Here is an 18,373-nt window from a genome sequence, read left to right as displayed (position 1 = left end):
GAGGGAAGGGGCCCGCGCCGCAGGCGTGGGAAGGGTGAGGGCGCGGCGGCTTTCGCACGCTGCCGTCGTATCGCACCCGGTCACCCTGACCCTTCCGGCGCTTACGCGGCTCCCTCCCTCTCCCAAAGGGAGAGCGATTGGGGTCAGTCGTCGCCGAACACCGCGACTTCGCGGGTTCCGGTAGAGTCGACGCGCGCGCGGTACATGCCCGGCGTCGAGAAGCGCCACAGCGCTTCCCCCTGCGGCCCCGCGACGATGATGCCGCCGGTTCCGCCGAGCGCCGTCACTTCGGCCAACACCGTCTCGACCGCCGCTTCCAGCGATTCGCCAGCCAGCCGCACCCGCGCGCAGATTTCGTGCGCGACGTTGGCTCGAATGAAGAACTCGCCCGAGCCGGTGCACGACACCGCGCCGGCGCGATCATCGGCATAGGTGCCCGCCCCGATCAGCGGCGAATCGCCGATCCGCCCCCAGCGCTTGCCCGTCACGCCGCCGGTCGAAGTGGCGGCGGCGACATGGCCGTGCACGTCGCACGCCACCGCGCCGACCGTGCCGTATTTCATGTCGACGTCGAACGCGCCGCCATCCTTCATCATCTCGTCGAGCTGCGCGCGCCGCTCGGGCAGTACGAGCCAGTCCTGCGTCGCGGGCTCGCAACCTTGCTCGACCGAAAACGCGTCGGCCCCGGCGCCGCTCAGCAGCACATGCGGGCTGTCCGTCATCACCGCTCGCGCCAGGCTGACCGGATTGCGCGTCGCGGTCACCCCCGCCACCGCGCCAGCATTCCGGTCGCGCCCGTCCATGATCGCGGCATCGAGCTCGGCGACACCCGCGTGCGTCAGCGCCGCGCCGCGCCCCGAGTTGAAATGCGGATCGTCCTCGAGGACGCGCACCGCCGCCTCGACCGCGTCTAGCGCCGCGCCGTCCGCTACGAGGACCGCTGCGCCCGCATCGAGCGCGCGCCCGAGTGCGGCGCGCGCGCCCTCGGCCTGCGCCGGCGTGACGGTATCGCGTGTCATCTGCCCCGCGCCGCCATGGAGTACCAAGGTCCAGCTCATCACGTCTCTTTCGTCTGGGGGAAGGGCCGCAGCCCGATCAGCGGACGCAGCCAGCCGATCTCGCGGCCGATCGCGTAAAACAGCCAGCATCCGACGAGGGTCGTCACGACCAGCACGCCGAACTCGACGAAGCGCGGCAGGCCGAACGGCAGCAACGCGCCCTCGACCCCGACGATGATCGTCTGGTGGATAATGTAGAAGGGGAACACCGCCTCGGTCAGCACGCGGCGCCACGGCAGGTCGCGGTTGAGATGGCTGTCGGCAAACCCGATCAGTGCGACGATCATGCTCCAGCCCTGCACCGCGCGCGCGCTGGCGAACAGGATTCCCCACGGCCAGGTCGGCATCGAGCTGTTGGGCCAGCGCAACTCGGTCGCCGCGACGATCGTGTAGCAGGCGATCCCGACCGCCAGCGCCCACGGCCACAGCCGTCGCATCGTCGCCAGCGCCGGCGAGGATCCGGCGAGCGCGAAGCCGAATAGGAAGGCGGGCAGGTATTGCACATGGCTCACCGAATCGCCGACCAGATCGTTGCTCGGCCCGATCCCGGGGAACAGCCACGCGCTGACCAGCACCAGCCACGCCGCGGGGACCAGCCATACCAGCGCCCCGCCGAACACGCGATCGAAGCCACGCTGCAGGCTGCGCTGCCCCATCGCGGCAACGAGCACCGCAAGCACCATCGTGTAGATCCACAGATAGCCGACGAACCACAGATGCTGCCAGGTCGGTAGCGCGAGACCGTTGACCACGCGGAAGCTGAAATAGTCGTGGAGCAGGAAATAGCCGAAATCATGGTGGTAGCCGCGCTGCGTAATGAGCTCGACCCACGGCTGCAGCGGGACGACGACGATCACGCCGAACAGCAACGGGATGATCAGCCGCCACGTGCGGTTGACCGCGAAATGCCCGGTCGCGGGCCCGCGCACCAGCAGCGCGCGGCTGGCATAGCCCGACACGACGAACAGCAGCAGCAACCGCCAGCTGTTGACCGCGAGCATCGGGATCGCGACCCACGGCAGCGGCTGCGCGGTCTTGGCGTGATAGCCCCACGGCACGAACACCATGCCGATATGATAGAGGATCAGCAGCGCGAACGCGCCGATGCGCAACCAGTCCAGACCATAATGGCGTTCCATCGCGCGGCCCTAATGCGATGTGCCCGGCTGAGCAAACTCTAGCGGTTTCGGAAGCTGCGGATCGTCGCTATATGGGCGCGACCAACCAGAGGAAGTTTCTCCATGTCCCTCCGCCCGTGGCGCGACATCAACCGTCGTCAGAGCCGCCAGATCATGGTCGGCAACGTGCCGGTCGGCGGCGACGCGCCCGTCACCGTCCAGACGATGACCAACACGCCGACCGACGACGTCAAGGCGACGATCGACCAGATTCGCCGCTGCGAGGATGCCGGCGTCGACATCATCCGCGTGTCGTGCCCCGACGTGGAGAGCACTGCCGCATTGAAGCAGATCGTCCGCGCGAGCCGCGTTCCGATCGTCGCCGACATCCATTTCCACTACAAGCGCGCGCTGGAAGCCGCCGATGCCGGCGCTGCGTGCCTGCGCATCAACCCCGGCAATATCGGCTCAGCGAGCCGCGTGAAGGAAGTGATCGACGCCGCCAAGTCGAACGGCTGCGCGATCCGCATCGGCGTCAACGGCGGGTCGCTGGAGAAGCACCTGCTCGAAAAGTACGGCGAGCCGTGCCCCGATGCGCTGGTCGAATCGGCGATGGATCACATCAAGATCCTGCAGGACCACGACTTTCACGAGTTCAAGGTTGCGGTGAAGGCATCCGACTTCTTCCTCGCGGTCGCGGCGTATCAGCAGCTCGCCGAACAGGTCGATTGCCCGCTGCATCTCGGCATCACCGAGGCCGGCGGTTTCGTCGGCGGCACGGTCAAGTCGTCGATCGGGATCGGCTCGCTGCTGTGGTACGGCATCGGCGACACGATCCGCGTCTCGCTTTCGGCCGAGCCCGAGGATGAGGTTCGCGTCGGCTTCGAGATCCTGAAGGCGCTCGGCATCCGCAACCGCGGTGTGCGCGTCGTGTCGTGCCCGTCGTGCGCGCGCCAGGGCTTCGACGTTATCCGCACCGTGCAGGCGCTCGAGGAGCGGCTCCAGCATATTCGCACGCCGATGTCGCTGTCGGTGCTCGGCTGCGTCGTCAACGGCCCGGGCGAAGCCCGCGAGACCGATATCGGGCTCACCGGCGGCGGTAACGGCAAGCACATGGTGTATCTGTCGGGCGTGACCGATCACACGGTCAATTCCGAGGATATGCTCGAACATATCGTCAAGCTGGTCGAGGAAAAGGCGGCCTCGATCGAGGCGCATGATGCGGCGGTGGCGGCAGCGGCCCCGGTGGCTGTGGCGGCGGAATAGGTCTTATGGTATATGTCAGGTCTCGGGAGGCCTGACATGACCTATCATGCCAAAGTGATTGCTGGCGGCAAGATCGTCATCCCCGCGGAATTGCGCCGCGAATTCGGGATCGCCGACGGTGACTCGCTGGTGCTCTCCAAAAGCGGCGATGGGGGAATATCGCTGAAAACCTACGGGCAAGTCGTCCGGGAGGCGCAGCAGGCGTTCCGCGCGATGACCGGTGGCGACTATTCGGTGGATCAGTTCTTGCGCGAGCGTGCGAGCGACTGGCGCGAGGAGTGAGCGTCGTTCTCGACGCGTCCGCCATACTCGCGGTACTGTTGGATGAGGCGGGTGCGGAGATCGTGATCCCGGTCATGCGCGGAAGCGCCCTCTCTGCGGTGAACGCGTCCGAGACGTTCCAGCGCGCGGCAGACAAGGGCCATAAGACGCAGCGCGTTCTTACATTGCTGAAGGGCCTCGAGATCGACGTCGTTCCTTTTACGATGGATCACGCGATTGCTGCGGCCGATTTGCGGCCCGCTACCAAGGCGGCGGGTATTTCGCTCGGCGATCGTGCCTGTCTGGCGCTTGCCGCCGAGCGGCGCGCGATCGTTTACACCGGAGACCGTAGACTCGCCGGCGTCGATATCGGTCTCGATCTTCGTCTGATCCGCTGAATATGCTCGTGCCAACTGCAAAGAAGGTGGGTGCGGCTGCCGCTTTCGCGGTCGCCGCCGCCGGCATCGCGACCTATTCGGCGATGGACGTGCTGATGAAAGGCCTGAGCATTACCAGCGGCGCCTATTCGGCGGTGCTGTGGCGCTCGGTCGTCGGCGTGATCCTGCTCGGCACGATCTTCGTGCTGCGGCGGCGGCCGTTTCCGGGGCGGGCGGCGCTCCGGCTGCACGCCTTGCGCGGGGGCACCGCAGGCTTCTCGGTGCTGCTGTTCTTCTGGGGACTGGTGCGCGTGCCGATGGCGCAGGGGGTGGCGTTGACCTTCCTCGCGCCGCTGATCGCGCTCTATTTCGCCGCCGCGCTGCTCGGCGAGACGATCCGGCGCGCGGCGATCCTCGGGTCGATCGTGGCGAGCCTTGGTGTGCTGATCATTGCTGCGGGCGAGGTGCAGGGGCACGCCTCGACCGCGCATGTGCTCGGCTCGCTCGCGATCTTCGCCGCGTCGATCTTCTACGCCTACAGCCTGATCCTGCTGCGCCAGCAGGCACAGATCGCCGATCCGCTCGAGGTCGCGCTGTTCACCAGCATCGTGCTCAGCGGTTTGCTGCTGCTCGGCGCGCCGTGGTTCGCCGGGCTGCCGACCCCCGCGCAGCTTCCCGCGATCGGCGCCGCGGCTGTGCTTGGATCGATTTCGGCGATGGCGCTCGCCTGGGCGTACAGCCATGCCGAAGCGCAGGTGCTCGCGCCGGTCGAATATACCGCGTTCGTCTGGGCGTCGCTGTTCGGCTGGTGGGTTTTCCACGAGACCGTCTCGCTCTACACCGCGCTCGGCGCGGCGCTGATCATCCTGGGATGCGTCCTCGCCGTGCGCGGCCATGCCGCACCCGCTCCACAAACCGAGGCCGCCGCATGATCCAGATTCGTCCCTCCACCGCAGCCGACGTGCCGCTGATCCTGCATCTCGTGCGCGAACTTGCCGAGTTCGAGCGCGCTGCCGACAAGGTCGTCGCGACCGAGCCGCTGCTCCACGACGCGCTGTTCGGCCCCCACCCCGCGGCCGAAGCGGTGATCGCCGAACTCGACGGCAAGCCCGTCGGGATGGCGCTGTTCTTCCATAATTTCTCGACCTGGACCGGCTGGCGCGGGCTGTATCTCGAGGATCTCTACGTCACGCCCGAGGCGCGTGGCGCCGGCGTCGGCAAGGCACTGCTCCAGCATCTCGCGGCGCTCGCGGTTGCGCGCGGCTGCACGCGCTTCGAATGGTCGGTGCTCGACTGGAACGAGAAGGCGATCGCCTTTTACCGCTCGATGGGCGCCGCGCCGATGGAGGAATGGACCGTCTACCGCGTCACCGGCGATGCGCTCGCCAAGCTGGCGGGGCAGGGCTGATGGCGGTCGATTCGGGCCTGATCGCCTGGATCGAGGAAGCGCTCGCACCGATGGGCACGGTGACCAAGCGTGCGATGATGGGCGGAGCGACGCTCTATCTCGACGGCACGATCTTCGCCATCGCCTTCGAGGACGTGCTGTGGATCAAGGCCGATGCGACGAGCGATGCGGTGTGGGACGCCGCGGGGTGTCCGCGCTTCACCTACACGATGGGCGAGGGGCGCGAAGGCTCGATGAACTATCGTCGCGCGCCCGACGATGTTTACGATGACGCCGATGCGCTGCGGGAGTGGGCGGCGCTCGGTGTGGCGGCAGGGATGCGCGCGCCGGTTAAGAAGAAGCGGACTTAACATGCTTCCACCCCTCCCCTTCAGGGGAGGGGCAGGGGGTGGGGGGTGTCTCACCGAGACCGGCGCCTGTGACGGCCCCACCCCAACCCCTCCCCTGAAGGGGAGGGGCTCAAGCGGCTCAGTCTTCCTGTGCGACCAGGCCCGGTGCGGGATCGCCTGCGGCCTTGGCGGCGTCATAGCGTTCGATCGCTTCGATCACGACCTTGCGCGCTTCGTCGCGGTCGCCCCACTTGCCGACGCGGACCCACTTCTTCTTCTCGAGGTCCTTATAGTGCGTAAAGAAGTGCTCGATCTGCTCGAACACGATCTCGGGCATGTCGCCGCGCTCGTTGACGTTCGAGTAATACGGGAAGGTCGAATCGACCGGCACGCAGACGAGCTTCTCGTCGCCGCCGGCTTCGTCCTCGAGGTTGAGCACTGCGATCGGCCGTGCGCGCACGACGCAGCCCGGGATGAAGGGCGAACGCGCGACGACGAGCGCGTCGAGCGGATCGCCGTCGGGCGACAGCGTGTGCGGCACGAAGCCGTAATTCGCCGGATAGCGCATCGGCGTGTGCAGGATGCGGTCGACGAACAGCGCGCCCGATGCCTTGTCGAACTCATACTTGACCGGCTCGCCGCCGGTCGGGACCTCGATGATCACGTTGAGGTCGTCCGGCGGGCCCTTGCCGACCGGGATCATGTCGATACGCATGCTATGTCCTTAAGTGCAGTAGGGAATCGGATCGGATCGGCCTTATCGCGGCGCCAGCAACCGGTCCAGCCCGCCTTCGCCGGTGCCGATCTTCTGCAGGTGCGGATAGCGCAGCCCCTGGTGATAGTCGATGCTGACCGGGCTGATCTGGTCGTTGCTTTTGACCAACAGGACGATTGGCGTTTTGCGCGTCTTGGCGGCGGTGACCGCGCCCTTCAGCGCGCTGTCGGAAAAAGCGGTACCGTCGATTGCAACGATGCTGTCGCCGATCGTCAGCCCGGCCTTGTACGCGGGCGAGTCCCAGCCGACGCCGGTGAGCTTGCCTTCCTTGTCGACCGTCAGGCCGAGCGAGAAGGTGAGGTTGGTGTTCTTGCGCGCGGCTTCGGCATTCTTGAAGGCGAGCGTGGGCTCCTCGGTGTAGATCAGCGTGTAGCCGTTCGCCTCGAAGCCCTTCAGCGGGGCGCGGGCGCCGGTTTCGGTCAGCCGCTTGGTCAGCAGCGCCGCCCAGTCATAGGGCTGGATCTGGTTGAACGTCGCGACGACATCGTCGAACGTATAGGTGACCTCGCCATAATCGCCGTCGTTCAGGCCGAAGAAGGCGCGGCCGAAATCGTCGATCGATTTCTTGCCGCCCGATTGCTGGCGGAGGATCGAATCGACCTCCATCCACACCAGCAGACCTTCGTTGTAATAATCCTCCGAGCGCTGATAGCTCGTCCAGCCCTTGGGGCGACGCTGCGAGATCGTCGGATCGTTGGTCGTGTCGACCATGTCGCGCCAGTTGCGCGCCGGACGATTGTCGAGCTCGGCCATGATCGCCGCATAGCCGTCGAGCGTGTCCTGCTTCGACACGATCCCCGAGCGTGCCTGCAGCACATAGCCCCAGAACTGCGTCTGGCCTTCATAGACCCACAGCAGGCTGCCGCGCATCGGCATGCGGAAATCGGGAGTCCACAGGTCGGCGCCGCGGCGGAACTTGCCGTCCCAGCTGTGATTGTATTCGTGCGGCAACAGGTTGCGCGAGCCCGGGCCGTCCTTCCATTTGGTGAAATAGCCGAGCTTGACGCCGTCTTCCGACGAGCGGTGATGCTCGAGCCCGATCCCGCCCATCACGTCGGAAATCGACAGCAGGAACTCGTAGGTGTCGTAATGCTGCGCGCCGTAGAGCTTGACCGCCTGGTCGACGAGCCGCTTGTGCGCGTCGATCTGTTCGGGGGTCGCGACGAGCTCGGCGGCGGTGTCGGCATAGACGTCGAGATTGACCCGCGGGGAGAGCGGCCACTGCTTGTAATAGCGCCCGGCGAGGACGGGCGAATCGACCAGCACCTCGTAATTGGTGAGCTGATACGCATAGGTCGAGCCGTTCGCCTTCGACGGCAGACCCGACGAGGCGGTGAAGCCGGTGGGATACTTCACCACCGCCTTGACCGGAATCTGCCGGGTGAAATAGCCCGCCGGATACAGGCTCATCGAATTCCACTGCAGCCGCAGCATGTTCGGCGACATCACCACCGAACCCTGGTCGCCCGCGGTCGCCGAGAGGAATTGCAGGTCGATGTCGAGGCTGTTCGCGCCCGCCGGCACGTCGATGTGGAAGGCGTAGACGTCGACCGGATCGCGCGTCCACGCGACCTCCTTGCCGCCGGCGCGGATGTGGAGGCCCGCAAGCTTGTCGAGCTGGCCGGTCGGCGAATGGTTGCCTGGCAGCCATTTCGGGAAGAGCAGTACCATGTGACCCGCGTTGACGCCGGTGATCGTCTCGCGCGTGGTGAAGATGCCGCGCGTCGTGTCGGTGGCGTCGATGTCGAGGCTGATCGTGCCGGGGAAGGGCGTGTCGCGCGCCGCAGGAATCGTGTCGACGATGGGCACCGGCTGCGGCTTCGAATTTTCGGCCAGCGCCGGCGATGCGGTGGTGGCGAGCAACAGGGCGGTGAACGCGACGCGACGGATCATGCAGGGGAGCTTTCTTGGGAAGAGCGGCTGGGGCTGGTTTACGCCGCTGATTCGCCCCGCGTCCACCCCTTCGCCGCGCGATTCCGCTACGATCCGCTGCTGCTGCCGAGCACGTTGATCGTAAAGGCGAGCACGCCGATGTTGAACACGAACGCCGCGAGACACTGGCCGAGCGATACGCGCCGCATCCGCCGCGACGAGATTTCGACGTCGGAGGTCTGGAAGGTCATGCCGAGCGTGAAGCTGAAATAGAGAAAGTCCCAATAATCGGGTTCGGCGCATTTGGGGAAATCGAGCCCGCCCGAATCCTGCCCGTCATCGTCGCAGTCCGAATAGAAGAGATGCGCGTAGTGGAGCGCGTAGACGGTGTTCGAGAACAGCCAGGCGAGCACCAGCGTCGCGATCACCAGCACGGTCGCGGCAATGCTGGTCTTGCCCTGCAGTTCCTTGGCGACCGAGGTGAGGATGACGAGCATCGTCACGCCCGTGAGCACGAGCAGCCCGGCGCGATTGGCATCGTTGTCTTGCGCCGTCTTGCGCATCCTGTCGGCCTCGCCGTGGCCGAGCAGCGTCGAGACCGCGATCAGGAACACCGCGGCGGCGGCGTCGAACGCCGCCATCGCGCCGCGCCCCCAGCCGAGCGGGGGGATCGCGACGAACAGCCCGACCACGAACAGGACCGTGAACAGGATGAAGCGGGGCGGGGCGACTTTCTTGCCGAGGTTCAGGCTCATGCGAGCGTGCTACCGCGCTTTTGCGGTCCGCGAAATGCTCGCGCAAACATAACGTTTCTGTCACATATGCAGCGCGCGATTGGCCATCACGCCGGCAATGAAAAGGAGATACACGCCGAACACGCGCTTCAACGGCTCGGCCGGTAGTGCATGCGCGGCAGCCACGCCAAGCGGTGCGGTGAGGATCGACATGGAGGTGATCACCACCGCGCCGAGCACGTTGACATAACCGAGCGAGCCGACCGGCAGGCCGGGCTTGCCGAGCCCGATCAGGATCCAGCCGATCGTGCCGGGCACGGCGATGATGAAGCCGAAGCCCGAGGCGGTGGCGATCGCCTTGTGGATCGTGCGCCCGCACAGCGTCATCACGATCACCGCGACCGTGCCGCCACCGATGCCGAGCAACGACGAGAACAGCCCGAGCCCGCCAGCGATCGCCGCGCGCGGCAGGCCGGTCGGCATCGTATCGCTGACCTGGCGCCGCGCGAGCTTTGGCACGAGGAAGTTGATCGACATCAGCACGATTCCGCCCGCGAAGATGAAGGTGAGCGTCTGCCCGGTCATGCGCTGTGCCAGCAGCACGCCGATCCCGACGCCGAGGATGATCCATGGCGCCCAGGTCTTGAGGATTTCGAAATCGACCGCGCCGCGCTTGTGATGGCTGAGCGTCGAGCGGAGCGCGGTGACGACGATCGTCGCGAACGACGTTCCGATCGCGACATGGGTATATTCCCCCTTCGCGCCGCTGAGCAGCGGCAGCAGCGCGATCATCGCGGGAACGACGACGAAACCGCCACCGATGCCGAACAGACCGGCGGCGAAGCCCGCGAACAATCCGGCGGCGAGCATGGCGAGGATGGCGGGCGCCCAGGCGAGGACGAGGCTCATGCCGGAGAGCCGTTGATAGGGGATTCGAGCAGGATCAATGGACGCATGACGGCCTTTCCGAAACGAGGCGGTGAGATCCTGCGGCTGCTGAAAAGGGGCTGTTGTCGCCCCCATTGCCTTGATGCTGCGATGCAGCGGACGGGGTGTCAAGCGCCCACTTTGTCTGCTGCCTGCAAGGAGGGAAATCGAGAAGTGGGCGGGCCCGTGGCGGCGTCGGCCCACGCGCTCGGCCGACCGATCCCGGCCGCTCCGTTCAGAGCGGGGAGGTGCCCCTCGCACAACCATCTGGCGCTTGCCCCGACGCTCGCATAGAGAACGCAGCCTTATGGCCCGTACAGAAACCCCCAAGCGCATCCGCGGCACGCAGGACATCTTCGGCGAGGAGCAGCGCCGCTTCGCGCATGTCGTCGCGACGTTCGAACGCGTCCGCCGGCTCTATTGCTTCCAGCGCGTCGACATTCCCGTGTTCGAGAGCACGGCCGTGTTCGCACGCTCGCTCGGCGAGACGACCGACGTCGTGTCGAAAGAAATGTACACCTTCGAGGATCGCGGCGGCGATTCGCTGACGCTGCGCCCCGAATTCACCGCGGGTATCGCGCGCGCCTATCTGACCGAGGGCTGGCAGCAATTTGCGCCGCTCAAGATCGCGACGCACGGGGCCGTGTTCCGCTACGAGCGCCCGCAAAAGGGGCGCTTCCGTCAGTTTCACCAGATCGACGCCGAGGTGATCGGCGCGGCCGAGCCCGCCGCCGATGTCGAACTGCTCGTGCTGGCGGACCAGTTGCTCCATGAACTCGGCATTGCCGACGGCGTGACGCTCCAGCTCAATACGCTCGGCGACGCCGAGACGCGCGATGCGTGGCGCGCGGCGCTGGTCGCGCATTTCGAGGCGCATCGCGACGTGCTGAGCGAGGACAGCCTCGCGCGGCTCGACAAAAATCCGCTGCGCATCCTCGATTCGAAGGACCCGCGCGATCGGCCGGTGGCGGACAGCGCGCCCGATATCGACGCGTATCTGACGGAGGAGGCGCGCGCCTTCTTCGACGCAGTGACGGCAGGGCTCGATGCGGCGGGCGTGGCGTGGACGCGCAACGCGCGGCTGGTGCGCGGGCTGGATTATTATCGCCATACCGCGTTCGAGTTCGTCACTGATCGACTCGGTTCGCAGGGTACTGTCCTGGCGGGCGGGCGCTATGATGGCTTGATCGGGAGCCTCGGTGGCCCCGAAACGCCGGGCGTTGGCTGGGCGGCCGGGATCGAGCGGCTCGCGATGCTGCTGGAAGAGCCTGCGGCCGAGACGCCGGACGTTGTCGTCGTCGCTGAAGCTGACGAGTTTGAACTTGCCGCTTTCAAAATGACGGCGGAATTGCGCCGAGCTGGATATTCGTCGGCCGTAGTGGTGGCTGGTAGTCCAAAGAAGCGATACGATAAGGCTCTCAAGATGAATCCGGCGTGGACCGTCGTACTCTCGCGAAAAGACGGCGAAGCCAGCCTCGTTGAACGCGGCCATAAAGGGGTATTCAATTCTGAGAGCTTCAGAACTATCCTTGATCCCATTTACAACGCCATAGCATGACCTCGATCTCCCCCGAACGCATCCTGCAGATCGAGGCGCGGCGCGACGAATTGTCGGCGCTGATGGCGTCGGGCGACCTGCCGTCCGACCGCTTCGTCCAGGTCTCGAAGGACTATGCCGAGCTCGAACCGATCGCGCGTGCGGCGGGCGAGGTGCGGCGGTTGCGTGCCGAACTCGACGTGCTCGCCGCGATGGAGGAGGAGAGCGATCCCGAGATCAAGCTGATGGCGCGCGAGGAGATCGCGACGATCCGCGATACGCTTCCCGACGCCGAGCGCGCGCTCGCGCTCTCGCTGCTGCCGCGCGACGCCGCCGACGAGCGCGCCGCGATGCTCGAAATCCGCGCCGGGACCGGTGGCGACGAAGCCGCGCTGTTCGCCGCCGACCTGTTCCGCATGTACCAGCGCTATGCCGAAGCGCAGGGGTGGCGCGTCGAGCTCATCTCCGCCTCGTCGTCCGAAAGCGGCGGCTTCAAGGAAGCGATCGCCTCGGTCGAGGGCAAGGGCGTGTTCGCCAAGCTGAAGTTCGAAAGCGGCGTCCACCGCGTCCAGCGCGTCCCGGCGACCGAGGCGCAGGGGCGGATCCACACCTCGGCGGCGACCGTCGCGGTGCTGCCCGAGGCCGAGGAGGTCGACGTCAAGATCGACGACAAGGATCTGCGGATCGACGTCTACCGCTCGTCGGGGCCGGGCGGGCAGTCGGTCAACACCACCGATTCGGCGGTGCGGATCGTCCACATCCCGACCGGCCTCACCGTCATCCAGCAGGACGAGAAGTCGCAGCACAAGAATCGGGCCAAGGCGATGCGCGTCCTGCGCACGCGGCTGTATGAAGCCGAGCGCGACCGCCTCCACCAGGAGCGGGCGGGCGCGCGGAAATCGATGGTCGGGTCGGGGGATCGTTCGGAGCGGATCCGCACGTATAACTTTCCGCAGGGGCGGGTGACCGATCATCGGATCAACCTGACGCTGCACCGGCTGCCGGAGATCTTGCAGGGCGAGATGGATGAACTCGTCGGCGCATTGATCGCGCAGGATGAGGCTGAGCGGCTGGCCGCCCTCGATGGCTGAGGAGGCCGAAAAGCCCCTCCCCTTCAGGGGAGGGGTTGGGGTGGGGAAGGACCAGGCGCCGGACCCGGTGAGCCTCAGCCCCACCCCCAATCTCTCCCCTGAAGGGGAGGGGAGGATCCGGCGGGCGCTCGCCGCCGCCACGAATTTTCTCGCCGACATCAGCGAAACGCCGCGGCTCGACGCCGAACTCCTGATGGCGCACGCGCTCGGTATCGCGCGCGAACAGCTGCTGCTCAACCGGCTCGACTCCGCCACCCCGCATAGCTTCGGCCCGCTGCTCGCGCGCCGCCTCGCGCACGAGCCGATCGCTTATATCACGGGCACCCGCGCCTTCTGGACGATCGAGCTTGCGGTCGGGCCCGGCGTGCTCGTGCCCCGCGCCGACAGCGAGACGCTGCTCGACGCCGCGCTCGCGCATTTCGGCAAGGGCGCGCCGCGCCGTATCCTCGACCTCGGCACTGGCCCCGGCACGCTGCTGCTCGCCGCGCTCGACCAATGGGCCGGCGCGACCGGGCTCGGTGTCGACGCCTCGCCCGAGGCGCTGGCTTATGCCAAGCGCAACGCCGCCACGCTCGGCCTCGCTGATCGCGTGGAATTTCAAACCGGCGACTGGGCGGCGGGGATAGACGCCAGCTTCGACCTGATCCTCGCCAACCCGCCCTATATCGGCACCGACGAGCCACTCCCCGCCGAAGTCCGCGTGCACGAACCCGGCATGGCGCTGTTCGCCGGCGCCGACGGCCTCGACGACTATCGCCGCATCGTGCCGCAACTCCCCGCGTTGCTTGCGCCGGGCGGGGCAGCGATCCTCGAGATCGGATCGACGCAGGCGCCCGCGGTCACCGCGCTGCTCGTGGTCGAGGGGTTCGCGGTCGCGCTACACCACGATCTCGGCGGCAATCCGCGCGCACTGGTCGCAACTCACAGCGCGACCATCGCGGTGACGGGCCGCGAGACCAATGCCTGAAAGTGGCCCGCCTTCATGGTTGGCTATTTGTTTAAGGTAGAATACAAAGATCGGCAGCGGCCTATTGGGTCGCTATTGCCAGCGGTCCAAGGCGAGCGATGGCGGGTAGGTAGACTGTTTTCCACCAAGAAGGCGTGCCCCTTCCACAAGGGACGCTCGCGCGGTCTACCTACCCGAATCGCTTTTCCACCGAAATAGACTTGGAAACAAGCAAAACTGAAATTGCCGCTCGACGGTCTACAGTGCTCGACCCTTTCGGTGGGGTCAGGGCTATGGCGTTCCGTCGGGTGACCATGCGGTCGATCACCGCAATATTCTGCTTGGAGATTGCCCTTCGAGACGCTATTGCACAGCACAGGGGCACGCATTTTCATCATAACCGGTTGAAAATGGGCTGTTGCCCGTCTCCTTCGTCATGCAGTCGCCCCGTCCGGCGACGCTGGCAAGCGCGTATCGCCGATGGTCGGCGGCAGCGCATGGGGGCTTTGCATCCATATTTCTGGAGCGTGACCAGGTTGGTTCCCAAGGACAGGACAACAAGACGTTGATCAATAATCGTCAGGCCGGCCGCCGTCGCGGCCGTGGCGGGCAGCAGCAGCGCTCGTCGGGTGGTGGTGGCAATCCGGGTCGTCAGGACACCGGCAACCGCATCGACAATCGCGCCCGCGGCAATGCCGCGCAGTTGCTCGAGAAATACAAGACGCTCGCGCGTGACGCGCAGATGCAGGGTGACCGCGTCAACGTCGAATATTACCTCCAGTTCGCCGATCACTATTTCCGCGTGCTCGCCGAAACGCGCGCGCGTTTCGAGGAAAATGGCGGCGCGGTCTCGACCAAGCGGATCCAGGGCGCGACGCTCGACGAGGACGAGCCCGATTACGAGGACGAGGGCGAGCGCGTCATCGAGCAGCAGCCCCGCCAGGACAATCGCCAGGATCAGCCGCGCGGCGATCAGCAGCGCGGCGGCCAGAACGGGTATCGTCAGGATGGGCGCCAGGATGGCAACCGCCAGGACGGCAATCGTCAGGACGGCAATCGTCAGGACGGCAATCGCGGCTATGCGCAGAACGGCCAGTCACATCACGCCGCGGCAAACGGACAGTCCAATGGGCAGCACGGCACCGAGCAGCGCGAAGGCGCGCAAGGCTATGAGGACCGTCCGCGCGGTCGCGTGAACGGCAACGGCAACGGCGAGGGCGGCTATGACCTTCAGGCCGAGCAGCCCCGCGAAGAGCGCGCCGAGCGCCAGCCGCGTGGCGAGCGCTACGAGCGTCCCGAGCGTGTGGCGCGCGCGCCCGAGCCCGTCGCCGAAGCGCAGCCCGTCGCGGAGGAACTCCCGCTCGACACCGCCGCACCAGTCGAACCCGTCGCCGAGGCACCCCGCCGCGGCCGCGGCCGTCCGCGCCGCGAAGTCGCACCGGTGGTCGAGGCTGCCGTCCTGACCGAGTCGGACGAGCCCGCCTTCGAGGATAACGGCTTCGCTGCCGACCGCCTGCCGCCGTCGCTCAACGTCTCGGCGGTGGTCGAGCCCGAGCTCGGCCATGAAGGCGAAGTCGTCGAAAAGCCGCGCCGCCGTCGCGGCCGCCCGCCCGCAAATGCGACGACCACGGTCGAGTGATCCGATCGATCCTTCGTCCGTCACCCCGGCACAGGCCAGCGGTGACGGACGAAAGACCCGTCTGGCCCCGTTCGCCGCTTCCGTGACCGGGGCGAACGGATTGTAACCGCGCTGTTATATCCCTAGCCTATCCCGAAACGACAAACGGGGGCGGCGATATGCGGATCTGGCTGGCGACGACGATGCTGTGGCTCCCCGCGCTTGCCGGCTCACAGGACGCTCCATCTCCCTCCGTCCCCCGCTCGGCGCAAGGCGACGTCGCGGTGACGATCTACAATAACGACCTCGCGCTGATCCAGGACACGCGCCAGCTCGCGCTCCCGCGCGGCCGCAGCCGCCAGGAATTTGCCGACGTCTCCGCCGCGATCCGCCCCGAAACGGTGACGCTGACCACGTCGGGCGCCGGCATCGTCGAGCAGAATTTCGATTACGACCTGCTCTCCCCACAAAAGCTCATGGACAAGGCGGTCGGCCAGACCGTCACGCTCGTCCGCACCAACCCCGCGACCGGCGCCGAAACGCGTGAGGAAGCGCGCGTGCTCGCCAACAATGGCGGCACGATCGTCCAGATCGGCAGCCGGATCGAGGTGCTCGACCGGATGGGCGGCCGGGTGATCTTCCCGACGCTCCCGCCCAATCTGCGCGCGCGGCCGACCCTGTCGGTCACGCTCGACAGCGAAGCCGCGGGCAGCCGCCCGGCGACGCTCAATTACCTCTCGCGCGGGCTCGGCTGGAAGGCCGATTATGTCGCCTTGTTCGATGAGAAGGTCGGCAAGCTCGACGTGCAGGGCTGGATCACGCTCTCCAACACCAGCGGAACCACGTTCACCGCCGCCAAGACGCTGCTCGTCGCGGGCTCGGTCGGGACCGAGGAGCCCAATCGCCCGCGCTTTTATGGGCGCCCGACCAGCCCGCGCGGCAACCAGCCGGGCACCGAAACCGCCAATCGCGAGCAGCTCGGCGATTTCTACCTCTATCCGCTCGCCGAGCGGACCACGATCGCCGATGCGCAGACCAAGCAGGTCAGCTTCCTCGACGTCGCCGGCACGCCCGCCGCCAAGACCTATTTCTACCGCAATGCCTGGCTCGCGACGCAGAGCGAAGCGAAGAGCGTCGACACCGTGCTCAAATTCAGTTCGTCGCGCGAGGGTGGCCTGGGCGATGCGCTCCCCGCCGGCACCGTCCGCGTCTATATGCGCGATGCGCGGGGCGCGCCGCAATTCATTGGCGAAAGCGCGATCCCGCACACCCCGATGGGCTCGCGGCTTGCGCTCAAGACCGGTGAGGCGTTCGATGTGAAGATTCTGCCGGTGGTCGAGAAGCGCGAGCGGATTTCGGCGGATCGCTGGCGCACGACGATGCGCTACACGCTGACCAATGCGCGCGCGAATGAGGCGGTCGTCGAAGTCGCGCAGGACGGGCTCGACAGCTGGTGGCACGACACCCGCATCCTCACCGAAAGCCAGCCGAGCGAGCGTATCGATGCCGACGAGGCGGTGTGGCAGGTTCGCGTCCCGGCCAATGGCACGGCGAGCGTGACCGCGACTTTCGACACGCGGTTCTGAGCGGCATGCGCCACGCGGTGCGATGGCTGACGGCGCTGCTGGCTGGACTTGTCGCGAGCGGCGTGGCGGCACAGACCGTCTTGCCCGCGCCCGACAAGGTCGCGGTGACGATCTACCGCGCGCCCGATCGCGCCGCCGTGGCGCCGATCGAGCGCGGCTGGCTGCGCGGCTATGCGCTGATCACCGAACAGCGGCGGGTGACGATCCCGGCCGGGCCGAGCACGCTGCGCTTCGAAGGCGTCGCCGCCGGGATCCTCCCCGAAAGCGCGATCGTCACCGGCCTGCCGAACGGCGTTCGCGAGAAGAATCTCGACGCCGCGTTGCTCTCGCCGCGCAGCCTGTACGCCGGCAGCTTCGGCCGCCCTGTCACGATCCGCCGCACCATCGCCAAGCGGATCGTCGAGGAAAGCGCGGTCATCCGATCGGGCCCCGATGGCGCGGCGATCCTCGAGACGCGCGACGGCTTCCTAGCGGTCGATTGTGCGGCGGGCGCGGGGGCGTTGGTCTATGACCGCGTTCCCCCCGGCGTCGCTGCCAAGCCGACCTTGTCGGTCGCGCTCGAATCGCCGCGCGCGACGAGCGTCACGATCACGCTGTCGTACCTCGCCTGGGGGTTCGACTGGCAGGCGAATTACGTCGCGACGCTGCGCGGCGACGGGCGCAGTGCCGATCTGCTCGCCTGGGTCACGCTGGCCAGCGGCGATTCGACCAGCTTCGCCGATGCCGAGACGATGGTCGTCGCCGGACGGGTCAAGCGCGACGATCGCGCGCCATATCTGGGCGGGCGGGGGGGCGCGCCGCTCAGCTTCCAATGCTTTCCGCGTGCGATCGAATCGTCCGACGGTTTCGCACCGCCGCCGCCACCGCCGCCGCCGCCGCCCGCGCCCGAAGCGATGGATATCGTCGTCACCGCAATGCGGATGAGCGCGCCGCGCCTGGTGACGCAGGAGGATCTCGGTGACCTCAAGCTCTATCGCGTGCCCGATCGCACGACGGTCGCGGCACTGGCGCAGAAGCAGGTCGCCTTGCTCGACCGGCACGCCGTCCCGGTCGATATCATCTATGTCGCGGCGATCGATGAGAGCGGCGCGGCCGGCCCGCCCCAGCTCACGCTGCGCGCGCGCAATCGCCGCGAGGCAGGGCTCGGCGTGCCGCTTCCCGCCGGGCGGGTCGCGCTGTTCCAGCCGCGCGGCCCCGCCGCACTGCTGATCGGCGAAGGCGCGGTCGACGACAAGGCGGTCGGCGAACAGGTCGAGGTCAAGCTCGCCGCCGCGACGCAGGTGACGCTCGAGACGACCACACCCGATAGCGGCGCCAATCGCGGTGCGGCATGGGAGGGTGTTGCGTTGACGGTGCGCAACGCCAATCCCCATCCCGTCCGGTTCGAGGCGCAGTTCGACCCGCAGATCGCACCGCGCGTGTCGAAATCGACGAGCATACTGACGCGTACCGACGGAAAACTGGTCTGGG

18 protein-coding genes (1 of these 18 running past the window's edge) are annotated in these 18,373 nt (G+C 67.0%); 12 read left to right on the top strand and 6 right to left on the bottom strand.

The window, feature by feature from the left end; all coding sequences use genetic code 11:
• Positions 1 to 143: 143 nt before the first annotated feature.
• The gene (locus ACVWYO_RS08160; RefSeq protein ID WP_457349736.1) at positions 144 to 1,058 is read right to left on the bottom strand and encodes an isoaspartyl peptidase/L-asparaginase family protein; all 915 of its coding nucleotides are present in this window, start codon (positions 1,056 to 1,058) and stop codon (positions 144 to 146) included.
• Complete coding sequence (locus tag ACVWYO_RS08155) at positions 1,058 to 2,197, bottom strand: acyltransferase family protein (protein WP_457349735.1); 1,140 nt, start codon at positions 2,195 to 2,197, stop codon at positions 1,058 to 1,060. Before ACVWYO_RS08155 ends, ACVWYO_RS08160 begins: the two co-directional genes overlap by 1 nt.
• 102 nt (positions 2,198 to 2,299) lie before the next feature.
• Here ACVWYO_RS08155 and ispG point away from each other — a divergent pair, with 102 nt between their 5' ends.
• The 6 genes from ispG to ACVWYO_RS08125 are packed head-to-tail and all read left to right on the top strand — an operon-like array spanning position 2,300 to position 5,838.
• Positions 2,300 to 3,442, top strand: a complete 1,143-nt coding sequence (ispG, locus tag ACVWYO_RS08150) for a flavodoxin-dependent (E)-4-hydroxy-3-methylbut-2-enyl-diphosphate synthase (RefSeq protein ID WP_457349734.1) — start codon at positions 2,300 to 2,302, stop codon at positions 3,440 to 3,442.
• Positions 3,443 to 3,478: 36 nt separating this feature from the next.
• Positions 3,479 to 3,724 (top strand): AbrB/MazE/SpoVT family DNA-binding domain-containing protein, encoded by a 246-nt coding sequence (locus ACVWYO_RS08145; RefSeq protein ID WP_457349732.1) that lies wholly within the window; start codon positions 3,479 to 3,481, stop codon positions 3,722 to 3,724.
• Positions 3,721 to 4,101, top strand: a complete 381-nt coding sequence (locus ACVWYO_RS08140) for a type II toxin-antitoxin system VapC family toxin (RefSeq protein ID WP_457349730.1) — start codon at positions 3,721 to 3,723, stop codon at positions 4,099 to 4,101. The genes ACVWYO_RS08145 and ACVWYO_RS08140 overlap by 4 nt, the downstream gene beginning before the upstream one ends.
• Before the next feature lie 2 nt (positions 4,102 to 4,103).
• Positions 4,104 to 5,012 carry a DMT family transporter gene (locus ACVWYO_RS08135; RefSeq protein ID WP_457349728.1) on the top strand — a complete coding sequence of 303 codons (909 nt, stop codon included), beginning with the start codon at positions 4,104 to 4,106 and terminating at the stop codon, positions 5,010 to 5,012.
• Positions 5,009 to 5,488 (top strand): N-acetyltransferase family protein, encoded by a 480-nt coding sequence (locus ACVWYO_RS08130; protein WP_457349726.1) that lies wholly within the window; start codon positions 5,009 to 5,011, stop codon positions 5,486 to 5,488. The genes ACVWYO_RS08135 and ACVWYO_RS08130 overlap by 4 nt, the downstream gene beginning before the upstream one ends.
• The gene (locus ACVWYO_RS08125; protein WP_457349724.1) at positions 5,488 to 5,838 is read left to right on the top strand and encodes a TfoX/Sxy family protein; all 351 of its coding nucleotides are present in this window, start codon (positions 5,488 to 5,490) and stop codon (positions 5,836 to 5,838) included. The genes ACVWYO_RS08130 and ACVWYO_RS08125 overlap by 1 nt, the downstream gene beginning before the upstream one ends.
• A 118-nt stretch (positions 5,839 to 5,956) precedes the next feature.
• Here ACVWYO_RS08125 and ppa read toward each other — a convergent pair whose 3' ends face one another.
• The 4 genes from ppa to ACVWYO_RS08105 all read right to left on the bottom strand — a co-directional run bounded on the left by ppa (position 5,957) and on the right by ACVWYO_RS08105 (position 10,107).
• Positions 5,957 to 6,532, bottom strand: coding sequence for an inorganic diphosphatase (gene ppa, locus ACVWYO_RS08120; RefSeq protein ID WP_457349722.1), 576 nt, complete (start codon positions 6,530 to 6,532; stop codon positions 5,957 to 5,959).
• 42 nt (positions 6,533 to 6,574) lie between these two features.
• The gene (locus tag ACVWYO_RS08115; protein ID WP_457349720.1) at positions 6,575 to 8,485 is read right to left on the bottom strand and encodes a M61 family metallopeptidase; all 1,911 of its coding nucleotides are present in this window, start codon (positions 8,483 to 8,485) and stop codon (positions 6,575 to 6,577) included.
• Positions 8,486 to 8,571: 86 nt separating this feature from the next.
• On the bottom strand, positions 8,572 to 9,219 hold the full coding sequence (locus tag ACVWYO_RS08110) for a DUF1345 domain-containing protein (protein ID WP_457349718.1): 648 nt from the start codon (positions 9,217 to 9,219) through the stop codon (positions 8,572 to 8,574).
• Positions 9,220 to 9,279: 60 nt separating this feature from the next.
• The gene (locus ACVWYO_RS08105; protein ID WP_457349716.1) at positions 9,280 to 10,107 is read right to left on the bottom strand and encodes a sulfite exporter TauE/SafE family protein; all 828 of its coding nucleotides are present in this window, start codon (positions 10,105 to 10,107) and stop codon (positions 9,280 to 9,282) included.
• A gap of 325 nt (positions 10,108 to 10,432) precedes the next feature.
• Here ACVWYO_RS08105 and hisS point away from each other — a divergent pair, with 325 nt between their 5' ends.
• From hisS to ACVWYO_RS08075, 6 genes are all read left to right on the top strand, one after another.
• Positions 10,433 to 11,683, top strand: coding sequence for a histidine--tRNA ligase (hisS, locus tag ACVWYO_RS08100; RefSeq protein ID WP_457349714.1), 1,251 nt, complete (start codon positions 10,433 to 10,435; stop codon positions 11,681 to 11,683).
• Positions 11,680 to 12,753 carry a peptide chain release factor 1 gene (prfA, locus tag ACVWYO_RS08095; protein ID WP_140850964.1) on the top strand — a complete coding sequence of 358 codons (1,074 nt, stop codon included), beginning with the start codon at positions 11,680 to 11,682 and terminating at the stop codon, positions 12,751 to 12,753. Before hisS ends, prfA begins: the two co-directional genes overlap by 4 nt.
• A gap of 67 nt (positions 12,754 to 12,820) precedes the next feature.
• On the top strand, positions 12,821 to 13,720 hold the full coding sequence (gene prmC / locus ACVWYO_RS08090) for a peptide chain release factor N(5)-glutamine methyltransferase (RefSeq protein ID WP_457349711.1): 900 nt from the start codon (positions 12,821 to 12,823) through the stop codon (positions 13,718 to 13,720).
• Positions 13,721 to 14,264: 544 nt separating this feature from the next.
• Positions 14,265 to 15,338 carry a DUF4167 domain-containing protein gene (locus tag ACVWYO_RS08085; RefSeq protein ID WP_457349709.1) on the top strand — a complete coding sequence of 358 codons (1,074 nt, stop codon included), beginning with the start codon at positions 14,265 to 14,267 and terminating at the stop codon, positions 15,336 to 15,338.
• A 158-nt stretch (positions 15,339 to 15,496) separates the two neighbouring features.
• Positions 15,497 to 16,903 carry a DUF4139 domain-containing protein gene (locus tag ACVWYO_RS08080; protein WP_457349707.1) on the top strand — a complete coding sequence of 469 codons (1,407 nt, stop codon included), beginning with the start codon at positions 15,497 to 15,499 and terminating at the stop codon, positions 16,901 to 16,903.
• A 17-nt stretch (positions 16,904 to 16,920) separates the two neighbouring features.
• On the top strand, positions 16,921 to 18,373 hold the 5' portion of the coding sequence (locus ACVWYO_RS08075; protein WP_457349705.1) for a DUF4139 domain-containing protein. It continues 62 nt past the right edge of the window; the window shows 1,453 of its 1,515 coding nt (coding positions 1-1,453); the start codon lies at positions 16,921 to 16,923; the stop codon falls past the right edge of the window.

The sequence above is a fragment of the Sphingomonas sp. UYP23 genome, assembly GCF_054059235.1.
Note: the sequence above shows the minus strand (reverse complement) of the source record. Positions and strands in the feature narration are given on the sequence as shown.